The 15,850-nt window shown below is 58.7% G+C and carries 14 protein-coding genes and 1 pseudogene; 4 read left to right on the top strand and 11 right to left on the bottom strand.

Going from position 1 to position 15,850, the window contains the following annotated elements; genetic code table 11:
- Positions 1 to 41 precede the first annotated feature (41 nt).
- Positions 42 to 1,502 carry a M48 family metalloprotease gene (locus L904_RS21085; protein ID WP_020809481.1) on the top strand — a complete coding sequence of 487 codons (1,461 nt, stop codon included), beginning with the start codon at positions 42 to 44 and terminating at the stop codon, positions 1,500 to 1,502.
- 12 nt (positions 1,503 to 1,514) lie between these two features.
- Here the strand turns inward: L904_RS21085 and L904_RS21080 are convergent, their stop codons facing one another.
- Positions 1,515 to 2,111, bottom strand: a complete 597-nt coding sequence (locus L904_RS21080) for a TetR/AcrR family transcriptional regulator (RefSeq protein ID WP_020809482.1) — start codon at positions 2,109 to 2,111, stop codon at positions 1,515 to 1,517.
- Positions 2,112 to 2,208: 97 nt separating this feature from the next.
- Here L904_RS21080 and L904_RS21075 point away from each other — a divergent pair, with 97 nt between their 5' ends.
- Complete coding sequence (locus L904_RS21075) at positions 2,209 to 2,715, top strand: DinB family protein (protein ID WP_020809483.1); 507 nt, start codon at positions 2,209 to 2,211, stop codon at positions 2,713 to 2,715.
- Between the two features lie 60 nt (positions 2,716 to 2,775).
- On the opposite strand, the gene leuC is transcribed toward L904_RS21075, so the two are convergent.
- Positions 2,776 to 4,185, bottom strand: a complete 1,410-nt coding sequence (gene leuC / locus L904_RS21070) for a 3-isopropylmalate dehydratase large subunit (RefSeq protein ID WP_031233626.1) — start codon at positions 4,183 to 4,185, stop codon at positions 2,776 to 2,778.
- A gap of 425 nt (positions 4,186 to 4,610) precedes the next feature.
- Here leuC and L904_RS21065 point away from each other — a divergent pair, with 425 nt between their 5' ends.
- Positions 4,611 to 5,888, top strand: a complete 1,278-nt coding sequence (locus L904_RS21065; protein WP_020809486.1) for an MFS transporter — start codon at positions 4,611 to 4,613, stop codon at positions 5,886 to 5,888.
- A gap of 121 nt (positions 5,889 to 6,009) precedes the next feature.
- Here the strand turns inward: L904_RS21065 and L904_RS21060 are convergent, their stop codons facing one another.
- From L904_RS21060 to rplS, 4 genes are all read right to left on the bottom strand, one after another.
- A complete protein-coding gene (locus L904_RS21060; RefSeq protein ID WP_020809487.1) occupies positions 6,010 to 6,972 on the bottom strand; it encodes a hypothetical protein in 963 nt (320 codons plus the stop codon).
- Between the two features lie 181 nt (positions 6,973 to 7,153).
- On the bottom strand, positions 7,154 to 8,467 hold the full coding sequence (locus tag L904_RS21055; RefSeq protein WP_020809488.1) for an HlyD family type I secretion periplasmic adaptor subunit: 1,314 nt from the start codon (positions 8,465 to 8,467) through the stop codon (positions 7,154 to 7,156).
- Positions 8,460 to 10,193, bottom strand: coding sequence for a type I secretion system permease/ATPase (locus L904_RS21050; protein WP_020809489.1), 1,734 nt, complete (start codon positions 10,191 to 10,193; stop codon positions 8,460 to 8,462). The genes L904_RS21055 and L904_RS21050 overlap by 8 nt, the downstream gene beginning before the upstream one ends.
- A 290-nt stretch (positions 10,194 to 10,483) precedes the next feature.
- A complete protein-coding gene (rplS, locus tag L904_RS21045) occupies positions 10,484 to 11,023 on the bottom strand; it encodes a 50S ribosomal protein L19 (RefSeq protein ID WP_003520506.1) in 540 nt (179 codons plus the stop codon).
- 265 nt (positions 11,024 to 11,288) lie between these two features.
- Here rplS and L904_RS21040 point away from each other — a divergent pair, with 265 nt between their 5' ends.
- Positions 11,289 to 12,035 carry a sulfite exporter TauE/SafE family protein gene (locus L904_RS21040; RefSeq protein WP_020809490.1) on the top strand — a complete coding sequence of 249 codons (747 nt, stop codon included), beginning with the start codon at positions 11,289 to 11,291 and terminating at the stop codon, positions 12,033 to 12,035.
- On the opposite strand, the gene trmD is transcribed toward L904_RS21040, so the two are convergent.
- From trmD to ffh, 5 genes and pseudogenes are all read right to left on the bottom strand, one after another.
- A complete protein-coding gene (gene trmD, locus L904_RS21035) occupies positions 12,017 to 12,715 on the bottom strand; it encodes a tRNA (guanosine(37)-N1)-methyltransferase TrmD (RefSeq protein ID WP_020809491.1) in 699 nt (232 codons plus the stop codon). The two genes, L904_RS21040 and trmD, sit on opposite strands and share 19 nt — an antisense overlap.
- A gap of 3 nt (positions 12,716 to 12,718) precedes the next feature.
- Positions 12,719 to 13,285 carry a ribosome maturation factor RimM gene (gene rimM / locus L904_RS21030; RefSeq protein ID WP_020809492.1) on the bottom strand — a complete coding sequence of 189 codons (567 nt, stop codon included), beginning with the start codon at positions 13,283 to 13,285 and terminating at the stop codon, positions 12,719 to 12,721.
- 120 nt (positions 13,286 to 13,405) lie between these two features.
- Entirely contained in the window at positions 13,406 to 13,783 is a 378-nt protein-coding gene (rpsP, locus tag L904_RS21025) for a 30S ribosomal protein S16 (protein ID WP_003520510.1), read from the bottom strand.
- Positions 13,784 to 13,816: 33 nt separating this feature from the next.
- A complete protein-coding gene (locus L904_RS21020) occupies positions 13,817 to 14,134 on the bottom strand; it encodes a chorismate mutase (protein ID WP_003492497.1) in 318 nt (105 codons plus the stop codon).
- Positions 14,135 to 14,145: 11 nt separating this feature from the next.
- A pseudogene (ffh, locus tag L904_RS21015) lies at positions 14,146 to 15,713 on the bottom strand (signal recognition particle protein).
- Positions 15,714 to 15,850 lie beyond the last annotated feature (137 nt).

Genomic DNA, 15,850 nt, shown 5'->3' with positions numbered 1-15,850 from the left:
GGAGGCTCTTCTCCCGTTCAGGCCTTCGCCGTTCGGGCAGGATGGCTGCCGCCTGTTCCGTGCTGACCGCGTCTGCGGTGTTCCTGTCGTCGTGCCAGTCTCTTTTCAGCCCGGCCTACCAGTCCACCCTGCGCCCGTCGGATAATCCGCAGACCGTGGAAGAGGTGCAGAAGAATGATCCCCGCGCCCAGATGGGCGCGCGCGAGCATCCGCGCATCGTGGCGAGTTATGGCGGTGAATATCGTGACGCCAAGACGGAGCGGCTTGTCGCGCGTATCGCCGGTGCGCTGACGGCCGTTTCGGAAAATCCGCAACAGTCTTACCGCATCACCATCCTCAACTCACCGGCCATCAATGCCTTTGCGCTGCCGGGCGGATATCTTTACGTGACGCGCGGGCTTCTGGCGCTTGCCAACGATGCTTCGGAAGTGGCCGCCGTGCTTTCGCATGAGATGGGCCATGTCACCGCCAATCACGGCATCGAACGCCAGCGCCGCGAAGAGGCGGAGGTGATTGCCAGCCGCGTGGTTGCCGAAGTGCTGTCGAGCGATCTTGCCGGCAAACAGGCGCTTGCGCGCGGCAAGCTGCGGCTTGCGGCCTTTTCGCGCCAGCAGGAATTGCAGGCGGATGTGATCGGCGTGCGGATGCTGGGTGAGGCCGGTTACGACCCCTTTGCCTCGCCGCGTTTTCTGGATTCCATGGCGGCCTATGCGCGGTTCTCTTCGGCTGATCCCGAAAACGACCAGAGCCTCGACTTCCTTTCCAGCCACCCCAACACGCCGCAGCGCATCGAGCTTGCGCGCCGTCATGCCCGCGCCTTCGGACAGGACGGTCAGGTCGGGGATCGTGGTCGCGACTGGTTTCTGGATGGCATAGACGGCCTGCTTTATGGCGATAGCCCGCAGGAAGGTTATGTCCGCGGCCAGACGTTCCTGCACGGAACGCTCGGCATCCGTTTCGATGTGCCGGAAGGTTTCGTCATCGACAACAAGGTTGAGGCCGTTCTGGCGACGGGACCGGGCGATATGGCGATCCGTTTCGACGGCGTCGCCGATCCGAAACAGACGACCCTTGCCAATTACCTGACCAGCGGCTGGGTTGCCGGTCTGTTGCCGGAAACCGTCAAGGAAACCCAGATCAATGGTCTGGAGGCCGCGACAGCCCGGGCAAGTGCGGATAAATGGGACTTTGACGTGACCGTCATTCGTGTCGGTCAGCAGATATTCCGTTTCCTGACCGCCGTGCCGAAGGGCAATACGCAGCTCGATTCCATCGCCAATACATTGCGCACCAGCTTCCGCAAGATGACGCCGCAGGAAATCGCCTCGCTGAAGCCGCTCAGGGTACGGGTGGTGACGGTGAAGCCCGGTGAAACCGTGGCGACGATGGCGGCGCGGATGATGGGAACCGACCGGAAGCTCGACATGTTCCGCATGATCAATGCCATGAGCGCCACGGCCACCATTCAGCCGGGCCAGCGGGTGAAGATCATTTCGGAATGAGCTGACGGCCTGTCATTCACCAGTTGCCTGAGACAGGTAGGCGTGAACGAGTGCGATCATTTCCCGTCTGACTTTGGGCGACTGCAACTCTCCGCGGCGGGCAGCATTATGAATGATGCCGTCAATGGCATCGGATACGATCAGCGCCGCGGTTCTGCTTTCGCCCTTTGTGCCGGCCGTCATATGTGCCGCGATCGCTGCAGCGTAGAGACCGAGATATTCCTGTTCGAAAACGCTGTTGGGATCGTTCGTCCCTTCGTGGCTGGGCGCATCGTCCAGAAGGACCTTGTGAAGACCGGGATGGATGCTGTGGACCCCGATCATGCCGGTCACGAGCTCTTCCACGAATTTCGCAAGCGATTGCTGCTTTTGCGAGACGCTCTTCATGACGCAGAGACAGTCTTCGAGGTGACGATGGCGCACGGCTTCCACGATTGAAATCTTGTCCGGGAAATATTGATAGAGCGAGCCAATGCTGACGCCGGCCGTTTCGGCAACCCTGTTCGTGGTAAAACCCGCCCAGCCATGATCGCTCAAAATGCGAGCTGCCGCGTGAATGACGGCATCGACCGTGGCGCGGGAACGCTCCTGACGCGGCTCCTTGCGCATCTCGGTCTTCCGCTTTGCAATGCGAGTAGACAAGACACCCTCCATGACGAAAATATAAACATAGTGCTCACATTTTTCAGATGTAAAGGATATTGTGATGAGGGATCTGCTCAGGAGCCTGCTCGGCTATCACCAATGGGCGAACAGGGACTTGTTCGAGAAGCTGAAACACCTCGATCCCGTTCAAAATGCATCCGAACGGCACACGGCAATCCGGCTGATCAATCACTATTACGTCGTCGCGAGGATTTTTTCGGGTCACCTCACCGGAACGGCACATGGCTTTCTCTCGGATAATACCGAGGCAACGCCGCAGCTGGATGATCTTGCGAAGGATGTCGCCGCTCTCGATGGCTGGTATCTCGATTATCTCGAGAAAACATCGCCGGCATCGCTTGGAGAATTTGTCGCCTTCACCTTCACGGATGGGGACAAGGGTTATATGTCCCGCGCTGAGATGATCTCACATATGGTCCTGCATGCGGGCATTCACAGGGGCGAGGTCGCGCGTATTTTGAGCCAGCTCTCCATCACGCCACCCTGGGATACTTTTGCCGTGTTTCTGCACGGCACGCAGCCGCAGCGGCGTTTGCAGGCGCTATAATAAAAAGCCACCCGCCCCTGTGGGGACGGGTGGCTTTCTTGAAACGATGGCCTCAGGAGCTTATTGCCACTCACGTACGTCGACGAAATGACCGGCGATCGCCGCCGCCGCCGCCATGGCGGGGGAGACGAGGTGGGTGCGGCTCTTATAGCCCTGACGGCCCTCGAAATTGCGGTTCGAGGTGGAGGCGCAGCGTTCGCCGGGTTTCAGGCGGTCGTCATTCATGGCAAGGCACATGGAGCAGCCTGGCTCGCGCCATTCGAAACCGGCTTCGAGGAAAATCTTGTCCAGACCTTCCTTTTCCGCCTGTTCCTTCACGAGACCGGAGCCGGGCACGATCATGGCCGAAACGGTGGGAGCGACTTTACGGCCGTCAACGATCTTCGCCGCCGCGCGCAAATCCTCAATGCGGCCGTTGGTGCAGGAGCCGATGAAGACACGGTCGATGGCGATATCGGTGATGCGCGTGCCGGGCTTCAGGCCCATGTAGTCAAGCGCACGCCACTTGGAAGCGCGCTTGTTTTCTTCATCGATATCATCGGGATTGGGAACAATGCCTTCAACGGAGGTCACGTCTTCCGGAGACGAGCCCCAGGAGACGATGGGCGGCAGGTTGGCCGCATCCAGAATGACCACCTTGTCATAATGGGCGCCTTCGTCGGATTTCAGCGTTTTCCAATAGGCGATGGCCTGTTCCAGCATTTCGCCCTTCGGCGAGCGCGGCTTGTCCTTGATGTAATCGAAGGTGATTTCGTCAGGTGCGATGAGACCCGCACGGGCTCCGCCCTCAATGGTCATGTTGCAGACCGTCATGCGGCCTTCCATGGAAAGCGAACGGATCGCCTCGCCGGCAAATTCGATGACGTGGCCGGTGCCGCCAGCCGTACCGATCTCGCCGATAATGGCGAGGATGATGTCCTTGGCGGTAACGCCATCAGGGATTTTGCCGTCGACACGCACCAGCATGTTCTTGGCTTTCTTCTGGATCAGCGTCTGGGTCGCCAGAACGTGCTCCACTTCCGAGGTGCCGATGCCATGCGCCAGTGCGCCAAAGGCGCCGTGGGTCGAGGTGTGGCTGTCACCGCACACGATCGTCATGCCCGGCAGGGTGAAGCCCTGTTCGGGGCCGACGATGTGAACGATGCCCTGGCGCTTGTCGCGCTCGGAATAATATTCGACGCCGAAATCCTTGGCGTTCTGCGCGAGCGCTTCCACCTGAATGCGGCTTTCCTCGTTCTTGATGCCTTCCAGACGGTCGGCCGTGGTCGGAACGTTATGATCGACAACGGCCAGCGTGCGGGCAGGTGAGTGCACAGGGCGACCGGCCATGCGCAGGCCTTCGAAGGCCTGCGGGCTCGTCACCTCATGGACGAGGTGACGGTCGATGTAGAGAAGACAGGTTCCGTCCGGGTCACGATTGACGACGTGGTCGTCCCAGATCTTGTCATATAAGGTGCGGGGTACGCTCATGGCTCTATGCCTTGTCATGGAAAAGGGTAATCAGGGTTCAGGAAGGCGTGGACAGCAGTGCTGTCAGGCGAGCCTAAGTCGGCTGGTGAGCGCCCCGGAAACGCGCGCAAAGAACCGTGCCGGCAGACGCTTGTGGTCCTGCAGCACATAAACATTCTGCGCGAGACATCCGAATTTAGATCCCATGGCAGCCTTCATAGCAGATCGCCGGTTTTACGGCAATATGAATGCGCATAGCCCGGAACGCGACGGCTTGGCATTTTCTATATGCACTGCATCACGGCTGAAGGCCCGTAACGGCCCTGTCCAGCTGGGGTTCTCCAATGGTTATGATGCAATGCAACTTGCGTATTTTGCGATGCACATATAGATGGGTTCCCTTATCATTTGCGTTTCGACGAGAAATCGAAGGGAGGGAAAAGCATATGGTATCCGAAAAAGCCCTTATCTCGAAGATCACCTGGCGGCTGATGCCGTTTCTTGGCCTTCTCTATCTCATCGCTTATATCGACCGCCAGAATGTCAGCTATGCCAAGCTGCAGATGGTGGATGCGCTGAGCCTCAGCGAATATGCCTACGGTCTTGGCGCTTCGCTGTTCTTCATCGGTTACTTCATCTTCGAAGTGCCGAGCAATCTGTTCCTCAACCGTTTCGGCGCCAGCAAATGGTTTGCCCGCATTCTGGTTTCCTGGGGCGCCGTCACCATCGCGCTTGCCTATACGCAGAACGCCACGATGTTTTACATCCTGCGCTTCCTGCTCGGGCTTTGCGAAGCGGGTTTCTTCCCCGGTGTGCTCTTCCTGATGACGCTCTGGTTCCCGCGCGATTATCGCGGCCGCATGATCGGCCTGTTCATGATTTTCAGCGCGCTTGCCAATGCCATCGGCGCGCCGCTCGGCGGCATGCTGCTCGATCTGGATGGGTTCCTCGGTTATGCCGGATGGGAATGGGTATTCCTCGCCACGGGTATCCCGGCCGTGATCGCCGGCATCGTCACCTTCTTTTATCTCGACGACACCCCGGAAAAGGCGAAGTTTCTGACGCAGGATGAGAAAACCTGGTTGAAGAACCGGCTGGCCGAAGAAAACAAGGGCATGGAAGAGCATGCGGAGGACGGCTTCAAGGCGCTGGTCAATCCGCGCGTTCTGTTCATGGCGCTCTGCTATGTCGGCTTTCCGCTGGCGGCCTATGGTCTCAGCTACTGGCTTCCGACCATCGTGAAGAGCTTCGGCGTTTCCAATACCGCCAACGGCTTCATCAACATCATCCCCTGGGTGATCGTGGCCATCGCCCTGTTCGTTGTGCCCCTGGCCGCCGACAAGGCAAAGAACAAGACGCCCTATATCGTCGGTCCTGCCTTCATCGGCGCCTTTTGCCTGTTGATGTCGGCATTGCTGAGCGATCCGGTCTTGCAGTTCGCTTTCCTTTGCATCGCCGCCGCAGGCATCTTTGCCGGCCAGCCGGTGTTCTGGAGCCTGCCCGGCCGCTTCCTCAAGGGAGCAGGGGCGGCCGCCGGCATCGCCGCGATCAATTCCGTCGGCAATCTGGGTGGCTTCGTGGCGCAGAATGTGGTGCCCTGGATCAAGGATGAGACCGGCAGCACCATTGCGCCGATGTTCTTCCTTGCCTTCTGCCTGGCGCTTGCCGGGGTGCTGGTCATCGTCGCAACGCGTAGAATGGGCACTCAGGTCAAGCCTGCCTGACTTTGGAAGATTGCGACGGCTGCCATGAGTGCCGGTGGTCGCCAATGAAAAAAATCGTGGCCCGGATGTTTCCGGGCCACGATTTTTTTAAGCGGCAAATAATGAATTCTCTTCGAGAGAATTACGCCGTGAACCAGTCGCTACCGGTCAGGTGAACACCGGCGACAACGATCTTTTCGCCCTTGTGCTCGCCAGTGACGTTGTAGGTGAGGATGGTGTCGCTATCGTCGATCCTCACCGCCCAGTTGTCGATGGTCGTACCAACCAGTTTCAGCTTGTCCATAGAGGCGTTGAAGCCTTGGATGCTGTCGGTGGCGGAGCTCTTGGCCATGTCGCCGAGATTGAAGACGAAGGTATCGGCGCCACCGCTTGCAATGATGTGGTCGATGCCCTTGCCGCCGGTGACGAGCGATGAAGCGAGGTTCACGCCGCTCAGGTCGATAGAGTCGTTACCTGCACCGGCGTCGATCTTGACGGAGGTGAAGCTGCCGTCGGTGACGCCAGCGCCGCCGTTCACAACGGGGGTATTGGCAGCAAGGCCGCCCGTGCCAGTCGCAGACGTGTCATTCAATGCAGCGCCAGCCTTGATCTTGATCGTGTCGTTGCCTGCACCGGTGTCGATGTTGAAATTGTTGACCCAACCCTTGTCGTTCGAAACGACAGAGACAGTGACCGTGTCGTTGCCGGCGCCAGTCGTAATGTTACCACGCTTGGCATTGAGAACTTCCACGGTGGACGAACCGGTGCCGCCGAGATAAACGTCGACGTGAACGAAATCCTTGAAGGTAAGGTTTTCAGAAGTGTCGGACTGGGCGAGAGCGTTCTTTACCGAATTCCATGCCGACGATACGTCAAATTTGAAGCCGTTCGAGCTGGGGTCATAGCCAACATCGACCGTGCCGCCCGCGCCGGTGCCGGGAACCGATACCGCGCCGACATTGACCACGCCGGAGTCGAGCGAAGAACCGTTTTTGACCTGTGCTGTGGATTCGGTGAGGAGCTTGTAAGCTTCCTGATCGACCAGGTTGGTGAGCGAAGAGACCGAAGCAGCGCCACCATTACCAAAAGTTACTTTTAACGCCATTTTACACTCCCATAAATTTTTGAGAAATCGATGAATTGAAATTAAATTTATAATAAATATTGCGGGTGATATTTAATACGTAAAAAATGATAATACAATATAAGAAATTGTTTTTTTGAATAAAGTGCGTCTTTAACGTGTTGCGGAAATTCCTTTCGCAAAATTATGCAATGGAAACTGTTTATTCCTGTACGAAGGTCTTTTTGAGCCTGTCCTGGAACGGCTTCACAAAATAAGAAAGAACACTCCTTTCGCTGGTTTGTATGAATACTTCGGCCGGCATGCCGGGATATAATTTCCCGCCGGGCAGATGACCCATTCCGGCCTTGTCGGGTTTGATGCGCAGCGCGTAATAAGATGTGCCAGTTCGGGAATCCGTCTGCAGATCGGGGGCGACGACAGCAACTTGCGCGCTCAAATCCGGCGTCGTGCTTTGATTGAATGCCGTAAAACGAATGGTTACCGGCTGGCCGACGTAAATCTGATCGATGTCTCGTGGGGTTATATTGGCCTCGATGGCAAGCTCATCCTGCTCCGGCACCACCAGCATCAGAACTTCACCCGGTTGAATGACGCCGTTTATATTGTGCACCGAGAGCTGGTAGATGCGACCGGCAATCGGCGAGCGGATGTCGAGGCGATCCAGCTGGTCGCGCGTTGCCGCCAGCCGCTCTTCATATTCCGCGACGGTCGCTTCGATCGATGTCAGATCTTTCGTGACTTCCGATTTGCGGTCTTCATCGAGCTGAAGCAATTGCAGGTCCAATTCGCTCAGCTTGCCCACCGTCTGTGCCCGGGCGGCGATGTATTGACCCTGCTGACCTTCGAGATTGGAAAGCTGGCGCTTGAGGAGATTGAGGCGCTGAAGCGTGACAAGCCCTTTTTTGAAGAGCTCGTCCGTCTTGGAAACGTCTTCCTTTACAATGGCAAGCTCATTGTCCGTCGCCTCCACCTGCACCTCGAGGCCGCGTGCCTCGTCAGCGAGTTGGTCCTTGCGTGTTCCCAGCTGCTTTTTCATGCCGATCAAGGCGTTGCGACGGCTGTTGAAAAGGTTCTGTTCGCTATCGATAAAGGTCTTGGCCGCCTTCGAACTCGTCAGTGCCGCCAGATCTTCCTGCACAGTGAAAGATGGCGCCTCGGCAATTTCCGCACGCAGACGCGCTCGACGCGAATAAAGCTGCGCAAGCGTATTTTCGACGATTGAGAGGTTGGCCTGCACGACGGTGGCGTTCAGCCGCAACAGGACCTGACCGGCCTCGACCCTGTCGCCTTCGGCGACATTGATCTCGCTGACGATGCCGCCGGAAAGATGCTGGATTTTCTTGGAGTTGCCTTCAACGACAACCCGGCCGGTGGCCACCACTGCGCCTGCAAGCTTTGCAAAAGCCGCCCAGCCGCCCAATCCGACCAGCAGGCCAAGGGCGAGAACGACCACTGCGGTCGCGTGCCTGAGAATGGACGCATTCGTCATACCGGGTTTTTCCGCCTCAACCATTTTCGCTCACCCGGTTTTCAATCTTGCGCGTTTCTTCCTCTTCAGGCACCTGGCGGATGTTCTGCCGCAGGATTTGCGCGAGGACCTCCTCCTTGGTGCCAAAGCGCAGCATTCGACCGTTGCTCATCACCATCACCAGATTGACGCTTTCGATGGCGCTGGGGCGATGGGCAATGACGACGACAATGCCGCCACGCGCCCTGATGTCGCCAATGGCAGTGCGCAGGGCCGCTTCGCCTTCGCTGTCCAGATTGGAGTTCGGTTCATCGAGAAGGACGAAGAAGGGTTCGCCAAACAGCGCGCGGGCAAGGCCGATGCGCTGTTTCTGACCGCCCGACAAGGCCTCGCCACGGTCGCCAATATAGGTATCGTAACCGTTGGGCAAGTTCAGGATCAGCTCATGCACCTGCGCGGCTTTGGCTGCGGCGACAACCGCTTCCGCTGTCGCATCGCGGTCGAAGCGCGCGATATTCTGCGCCACGGTCCCCGGCATCAGCTCCACCTGCTGGGGCATGTAGCCGATGGATTTGCCGAGAAACTCGAAATCCCACTGGTTGAGCGCGGCCCCATCGAAACGGACGGAGCCGCGTTCATAGGGCCAGATGCCGGTCATCACGCGTGCCAGCGTGGATTTGCCGGAGGCGCTTGGGCCAATGATGCCGAGACCATCGCCTGCGTTCAGCGTGAAGGAAATATCGGCAACCGTATCGCGCGCGCCGTTTGGTGGCCCACCGGTTACACGGTCAACCGCGACGGTATATTGTGGGCGGGGCAGGGAGAGCGGCGGCGACGGTTCGGGCACCAGTTCCAGAAACTCGTTGACGCGTTTCCAGCCCTGTATTGCGGTCATGAAGCTGCGCCAGTTTGCAATCGCATGTTCGACAGGGCCGAGCGCCTTTGCCGAGAGGATCGAGCCTGCGATGATGCTGCCCGCCGATGCATTGCCGTCGATGACAAGAACGGCGCCGATGGCCATGACGCCGGATTGCAGCAACAGCCGGAAGGTTCGCGACATGGCGCCGAGCATGCCGGCCGTATCGGATGTCGACAGGGTGACAGCGCGATATCTGGAGTGCAATTCGTCCCACATGGATGTCACCGCCCCCATCATGCCCATGGTCTTGATGGATTCGATGTTGCGCTGGCTGCTGCCGACGAGGACGTTTCTCTGCCCTCGTGCGGTATAAGCCTGCTTTGTCGCCCTTTCGGTCAGCCAGTTCGTAAGGAGCGTCAGCACGATGAGAACTACGGCTCCGCCGAGCACAGCGAACCCGATCCACGGATGCAGGGCAAAACAGATCAACAGATAGATGGGGAGCCAGGGAATGTCGAAAAAGGCCGCCGGGCCCGGTCCTGAGAGGAACTGGCGGATCTGATCGAGATCGCCGACGATCTGCAGCCCATCGATCTTTCCCGAGGCAAGGAGCGGCGCACTGATCGACGCCCTGAAAAGCTTCTGATTGAGCGCGTCGTCCATATTGTCTGAAATACGCGCCAATATACGGCCTCGCAGCGCGTCGAAACCCATAAGGAACGCGTAGAGAACGATCAGGAGAACGACCAGTGCCACAAGGGATGGAATGCTCTTGCTTGGCAAAATGCGGTCGTAAACTTCCAGCATGAAAAGCGAGCCGGAAAGATTAAGAATGTTCATCAACGCGCTGGCGAGACCAACGGCGAAAAAAGCAGACTTATTTTTTGTTAAAAAAGAATTAAATAAAAACATAATAACACCTGAAACGGCAAGAAAATCGCACAATAAATGCAATTAGGCAATGCTGTTCGAGGATGGGCTAAAACACTCGAGCAAGAAATCAGGCAGGCATTTGTTGCCGGTCGAAATCTGCTGCATCTTTCCGCAAAGGAAATGACTGAAAGAGCTTCGGTATTCTCAGGCCCGCCAATGTTCGCCAAGCGCAGCTTTCAAGCCGCATGCGTGCCTTGCTACGTTATATCGGCGCAACAAAAAAGGCGGCCCGAAGACCGCCTTTTGATCAATCCATCGAAATGGAAATCTTATTCCGCTGCGGTTTCAGCAGCCTTTGCTGCTTCTTCCGCTGCCTTGGCTTCTGCGGCTTCGGCTGCTGCCTTCTCGGCGGCGAGAGCCTGTGCTGCTGCTACCTTTTCGGCTTCCAGACGTGCCTTTTCGTCGGCAAGCGCCTGACGCTCGGACTCGTTCAGCTTGCGGGCGCGCGTACCGGTGTTCTCAACGATACGGGCAGCCTTACCGCGACGGTCGCGCAGGTAGTAGAGCTTCGCGCGGCGAACCTTACCGCGGCGAACGACTTCAACGCCTTCGACCAGCGGGGAGTAGATCGGGAATACGCGCTCGACGCCTTCGCCGTAGGAAATCTTGCGAACGGTGAAGCTTTCGGAAAGACCGCCGCCGGAACGGGCGATGCAAACGCCTTCGTAAGCCTGTACGCGGGTACGGTTACCTTCGGTAACGCGCACGTTGACGCGCAGGGTGTCGCCCGGAGAAAACTCGGGCAGGGTGCGCTTTGCTTCGATCTTGGCGGCCTGTTCGGCTTCCAGCTGCTGAATGATGTTGGTCATGTTAACCTCTGATTTCTTCTGAAACAGCCAGAGCGCTCAACGGTTCGTCTGTCGGTCAATGCCTTCAGACCATGCTTTTCGGCAGGAGCGGGTTCGCCATTCTTTGCTTTCGGTTGGGATATTTCCCATTTCCACGCGGGCACATACACGAGGATGCGCCGTTTGTCATCCCTTTCATGACAATATTTTATCAATTACGCGCCGCGTTCCGGCAGTTGCGAAGCGGCGCGCTGGCGGATATGGCATGGGAACCTTGGGAGGGGCCATGTCCATATTCATTATTCTCATGCTGTTCGCCACCGGCTTTCTGTCGGGTGTCGTCAATGCGATTGCCGGCGGCGGCACCTTCCTGACCTTCGGGGCGATGACGCTGGCCGGCCTGCCACCCATCGTCGCCAACGCCACATCGGCCATCGTGCAGTTTCCGGGCTACATCACCTCCGTGATCGCCTATGGGCCGGAAATCCGCGCCCATTGGCGCGAGGCGATCCTTCTGTCTGGCGTTTCAGTCGTCGGCGGGCTGGCGGGATCGCTTCTGCTTTTGTCGCTCGACAATCCTTCCTTCCGCCAGCTCGTGCCATGGCTGCTTCTTGCTGCAACCGCCGTTTTCGCTGCCGGCCCGTGGCTGCGGCCGAAGGCGAGCGCCGAACGTTCGCCCGGTAATCTGACGAGCCTCGTCTTTCAGGGTCTCGCTTCCGTCTATGGTGGGTTTTTCGGTGCCGGCATGGGCATCATGATGCTGGCTATCCTCGGAATAACCTCGGGCGGCAGCTACCATCATCTGAACGCGCTGAAGAACCTCTTGTCAGTCGTGATTGCCGTCATCGCAATCACGATCTTCGTCAGCGGCGGTGTCGTTTCCTGGTGGGCGGCGCTCATCATGTTCCCCGCGGCCGCGCTTGGCGGCTATGCGGGCGTCCATACGGCACGGCGGGTGCCGCAATGGATCATTCGCTGGCTGGTGATCGCCGTCGGGCTGGTGCTGACGGCCTATTATTTCGTTTCGGCCTGAGCCTTTACCAGAAGGTCCGGACGTCTTTCCTGCGTCAGCTTCAGCGCCTGTTCATGGCGCCACCTGTCGATGACAGCGTGGTTGCCGGAGGTGAGAACGGCTGGAATGTCACGGCCTTCCCAGACCTGCGGGCGGGTATAGTGCGGATGCTCCAGCAGTCCGCCTTCGAAGCTCTCATGCACACCGGAAAGATCGTTGCCCATGACGCCCGGCAGGATGCGGACGATGGCATCAAGAAGCGTCAGCGCCGCCGGCTCGCCGCCGGAGAGGATGTAATCGCCGATCGACACTTCCTCCAGCCCGCGCGCCTCTATCACCCGCTGGTCGACACCTTCGAAACGTCCGCAGACGATAATCGCGCCTTCTCCGGCTGCCAGTTCGCGCACACGGTTTTGCGACAGCGGCTTGCCGCGCGGGCTCATCAGCAGCCGCGGCCGTGTATCGCCATCCGAAACATGGTCGATGGCCGCAGCCAGAACATCGGGTTTCAGTACCATGCCGGCGCCGCCGCCTGCCGGTGTGTCATCGACGCTTCTGTGTTTGTCGGTGGCAAATTCGCGGATCTGTACGGCGTCCAGCGACCATTGCCCCCGCTCCAGCGCCTTGCCCGCCAGCGAATATCCGAGATGCCCCGGAAACATTTCCGGGTAGAGCGTCAGAACGGTAGCCTTGAAGGTCATTGTTTATTTCTTGCCGAAAGGCGATACGCCGGTTTCGTCCTTGTCGTCGGGATTGTCGATCAGTCCGGCAGCCATCGGATCGATGAGAATACGACCGGCTTCGAGGTCGATTTCCAGCACGGCCGCTTCCGAAAAGGGAATGAGGGCAGGGCGACGGCCTGCGCCTTTCAGCTCCAGCAGGTCACCAGCGCCGAAATCATAGACGGCGCTGACGGCGCCATAACTTTTGCCATCGGCATCGACGGCTTCCAGCCCTTCGAGGTCGGCATAATAAAACTCGTCATCGTCAAGCTCGTCGTCAGGCAGATTGTCGCGCTCGATGAACAGTTCCAGACCGTTCAGGCTCTCCGCCGCATTGCGGTCGTTGATGCCTCTGAAACGAACGACGACGACGTTCTTGCCCTCGCGCACTTCCAGAATTTCGAAAACACGGCCATCGGCGGTAACCAGATTGCCATAATCGCCGAGCGCCATCGGATCGGCCGTATAGGTGCTGACACGGACTTCGCCGCGCAGGCCCTGTGCGCCGCCGATCTTTGCCATGAGTACCGGGTTTTCCAGCTTTGCCATCGGGCCGTCCGTCTTCTGGTGTTGGTTGCGTCAGCTTTAAGGTTTGTTGACGCCAAAATAAACAAAAAACGGGCGGCATGGAAAACCACGCCACCCGTTCTTCAAAAGTTTCCGCGCAGATTATTCTGCAGCAGAGGCTTCCGCAGCAGCAGCGGCTGCATCTTCAGCCTTCTGCTTCTTTTCAGCGATACGCTCGAGAGCGCGCTTGCCCGGCTTTGCCTTTTCCGGGTTGCTGCGAGCGGCGCGCTCGGCAAGGCCGGCTTCTGCGAGGAAGCGCAGAACGCGGTCGGTCGGCTGTGCGCCCTTGGCGATCCATTCCTTGATGAGGTCAGCCTTCAGCTCAACGCGCTGCGGGTTGTCCTTGCCGAGCATCGGGTTCCAGGAACCGACCTTCTCGAGGAAACGGCCGTCGCGGGGCGAACGGGCGTCAGCAACGACGATCTGGTAGTACGGGCGCTTCTTGGAGCCACCGCGTGCGAGACGAATTTTCAGTGCCATGTTATTTACTCCTTAGGATGGCTTGTCCGCCGTTCAGGCGGTCTTTTCGGTGCCGCCATGTTCGGCGGCGATTGCTTCATGATGCCGGATGACTTCCTTGATGATGAAGTTCAAGAACTTCTCGGCGAAATCCGGGTCCAGATTGGCATCCTTCGCCAGACGGCGAAGGCGTTCGATCTGGTATTCCTCGCGCGCCGGGTCGGCCGGCGGCAAATTGTACTTTGCCTTCAGCACGCCCACCGCCTTGGTACAGCGGAAACGTTCGGCAAGAATGTGAACCAGTGCGGCATCGATATTGTCGATCGACTGGCGGTATTCGGAAAGCTGGGCTTTCACCTCTGCATTGTTCACTGGTGTCCCCCTCACTTCTTTTTCGGAAAGCCGGGCAGGCCCGGCATGCCGCCAAGACCAGGCAGCTTGGCGCCACCCAGACCCGGCAATCCGCCCGGCAGACCGCCAAGACCGGGCATTGCGCCCGGCTTGCCGAGACCGGCGGCTTCTGCCTGCTTCTGGAGCGCCTCGAGCTGCTTCGGATCGATGTTCGACAGATCAGGCATGCCGCCGCCAAGGCCACCGAGGCCCATCTTGCCGGCAAGGCCGCCCATCATCTGCTTCATGATGCCGCCTTTGCCCTTGCCGCCCATGGCCTTCATCATGTCGGCCATGCCGCGGTGCATCTTCAGAAGCTTGTTGATTTCAGCGGCGTCGGTGCCGGAACCGGCGGCGATGCGCTTCTTGCGGCTATGCTTCAGAATATCGGGATTGGCGCGCTCGGCCTTGGTCATGGAGGAGATGATGGCGATCTGGCGGTCGAACATCTTGTCGTTCAGACCGGCCGAAGCCATCTTGTCCTTCATGCCGGCCATGCCGGGCATCAGCCCCATGATGCCGCCCATGCCGCCCATCTTCTTCATCTGGGCAAGCTGGTCGGAGAGATCGTTGAGGTCGAACTTGCCCTTGGCCATCTTCTCGGCCATGGCGCGGGCTTTTTCCGCATCGATGTTTTCGGCGGCCTTTTCGACCAGCGAGACGATGTCGCCCATGCCGAGAATACGGTCGGCGATACGGCGCGGATGGAACTCGTCGAGTTCGTTCATGCGCTCGCCGATACCGATCAGCTTGATCGGCTTGCCGGTGACGGCGCGCATGGAGAGGGCCGCACCGCCGCGTCCATCGCCATCCATACGGGTCAGCACGAGGCCGGTGATGCCGACGCGCTCATCGAAATTGCGCGCGAGATTAACGGCGTCCTGACCGGTCAGCGAATCCGCGACCAGCAGGATTTCATGCGGGTTGGACTTCTTCTTGATGTCGGCCATTTCCAGCATCAAGGGTTCGTCGATATGGGTACGGCCGGCGGTGTCGAGAATGACGACGTCATGGCCGCCGAGTTTTGCAGCCTGCACTGCACGCGCGGCGATATCGGTCGGCGACTGGCCGGCGATAATGGGCAGCGTGTCGACGCCGGTCTGGACGCCGAGCTGGCGAAGCTGTTCCTGGGCGGCGGGACGGCGCGTGTCGAGAGATGCCATCAGCACCTTCTTCTTATCGCGGTCGGTCAGGCGCTTGGCGATCTTGCCGGTGGTCGTGGTCTTGCCCGAGCCCTGCAGACCCACCATCATGATGACGACGGGGGCAGGGGCGTTGAGATCGATGGAGACGCCTTCGGTGCCGAGCATCTGACAAGCTCGTCATGCACGATCTTGACGACCATCTGGCCGGGCTTGATGGATTTCAGGACGGCTGCGCCGACAGCCTTTTCACGCACCCTGTCGGTGAAGGAACGCACGACTTCCAGTGCAACGTCCGCTTCCAAAAGCGCACGGCGAACCTCGCGTAGCGCGGCAGCAACATCGGCTTCCGTCAGCGCGCCACGGCCGGTCAGTCCATTCAGAATGGAACCAAGGCGGTCCTGGAGGTTTTCAAACATCGTTTCTTCCTTCTTCGTTCCGGGGTCTCCGAAACGTCGGTGCTTTCGCTGGCAAAAACAAGACGCAAAGCCAAAAAGCACCCGAGGGCGCATCGCGCTGTCGGGTGTTGACCTCCGGGATCTCTTTATACCTTTGC

It is taken from the genome of Agrobacterium sp. LY4 (assembly GCF_001526585.1).
GTDB lineage: Bacteria > Pseudomonadota > Alphaproteobacteria > Rhizobiales > Rhizobiaceae > Agrobacterium > Agrobacterium leguminum.
The sequence above is the reverse complement of the archived record's forward strand: the minus strand, read 5'-3'. Positions and strand labels throughout refer to the sequence as shown.

Excerpts from the sequence above, each read along its gene's own strand:
- L904_RS21085 (WP_020809481.1), top strand. The coding sequence starts at position 42 with ATGGCTGCCGCCTGTTCCGTGCTGACCGCGTCTGCGGTGTTCCTGTCG.
- L904_RS21080 (WP_020809482.1), bottom strand. The coding sequence starts at position 2,111 with ATGCGCAAGGAGCCGCGTCAGGAGCGTTCCCGCGCCACGGTCGATGCC.
- L904_RS21075 (WP_020809483.1), top strand. The coding sequence starts at position 2,209 with ATGAGGGATCTGCTCAGGAGCCTGCTCGGCTATCACCAATGGGCGAAC.
- leuC (WP_031233626.1), bottom strand. The coding sequence starts at position 4,185 with ATGAGCGTACCCCGCACCTTATATGACAAGATCTGGGACGACCACGTC.
- L904_RS21065 (WP_020809486.1), top strand. The coding sequence starts at position 4,611 with ATGGTATCCGAAAAAGCCCTTATCTCGAAGATCACCTGGCGGCTGATG.
- L904_RS21060 (WP_020809487.1), bottom strand. The coding sequence starts at position 6,972 with ATGGCGTTAAAAGTAACTTTTGGTAATGGTGGCGCTGCTTCGGTCTCT.
- L904_RS21055 (WP_020809488.1), bottom strand. The coding sequence starts at position 8,467 with ATGGTTGAGGCGGAAAAACCCGGTATGACGAATGCGTCCATTCTCAGG.
- L904_RS21050 (WP_020809489.1), bottom strand. The coding sequence starts at position 10,193 with ATGTTTTTATTTAATTCTTTTTTAACAAAAAATAAGTCTGCTTTTTTC.
- rplS (WP_003520506.1), bottom strand. The coding sequence starts at position 11,023 with ATGACCAACATCATTCAGCAGCTGGAAGCCGAACAGGCCGCCAAGATC.
- L904_RS21040 (WP_020809490.1), top strand. The coding sequence starts at position 11,289 with ATGTCCATATTCATTATTCTCATGCTGTTCGCCACCGGCTTTCTGTCG.
- trmD (WP_020809491.1), bottom strand. The coding sequence starts at position 12,715 with ATGACCTTCAAGGCTACCGTTCTGACGCTCTACCCGGAAATGTTTCCG.
- rimM (WP_020809492.1), bottom strand. The coding sequence starts at position 13,285 with ATGGCAAAGCTGGAAAACCCGGTACTCATGGCAAAGATCGGCGGCGCA.
- rpsP (WP_003520510.1), bottom strand. The coding sequence starts at position 13,783 with ATGGCACTGAAAATTCGTCTCGCACGCGGTGGCTCCAAGAAGCGCCCG.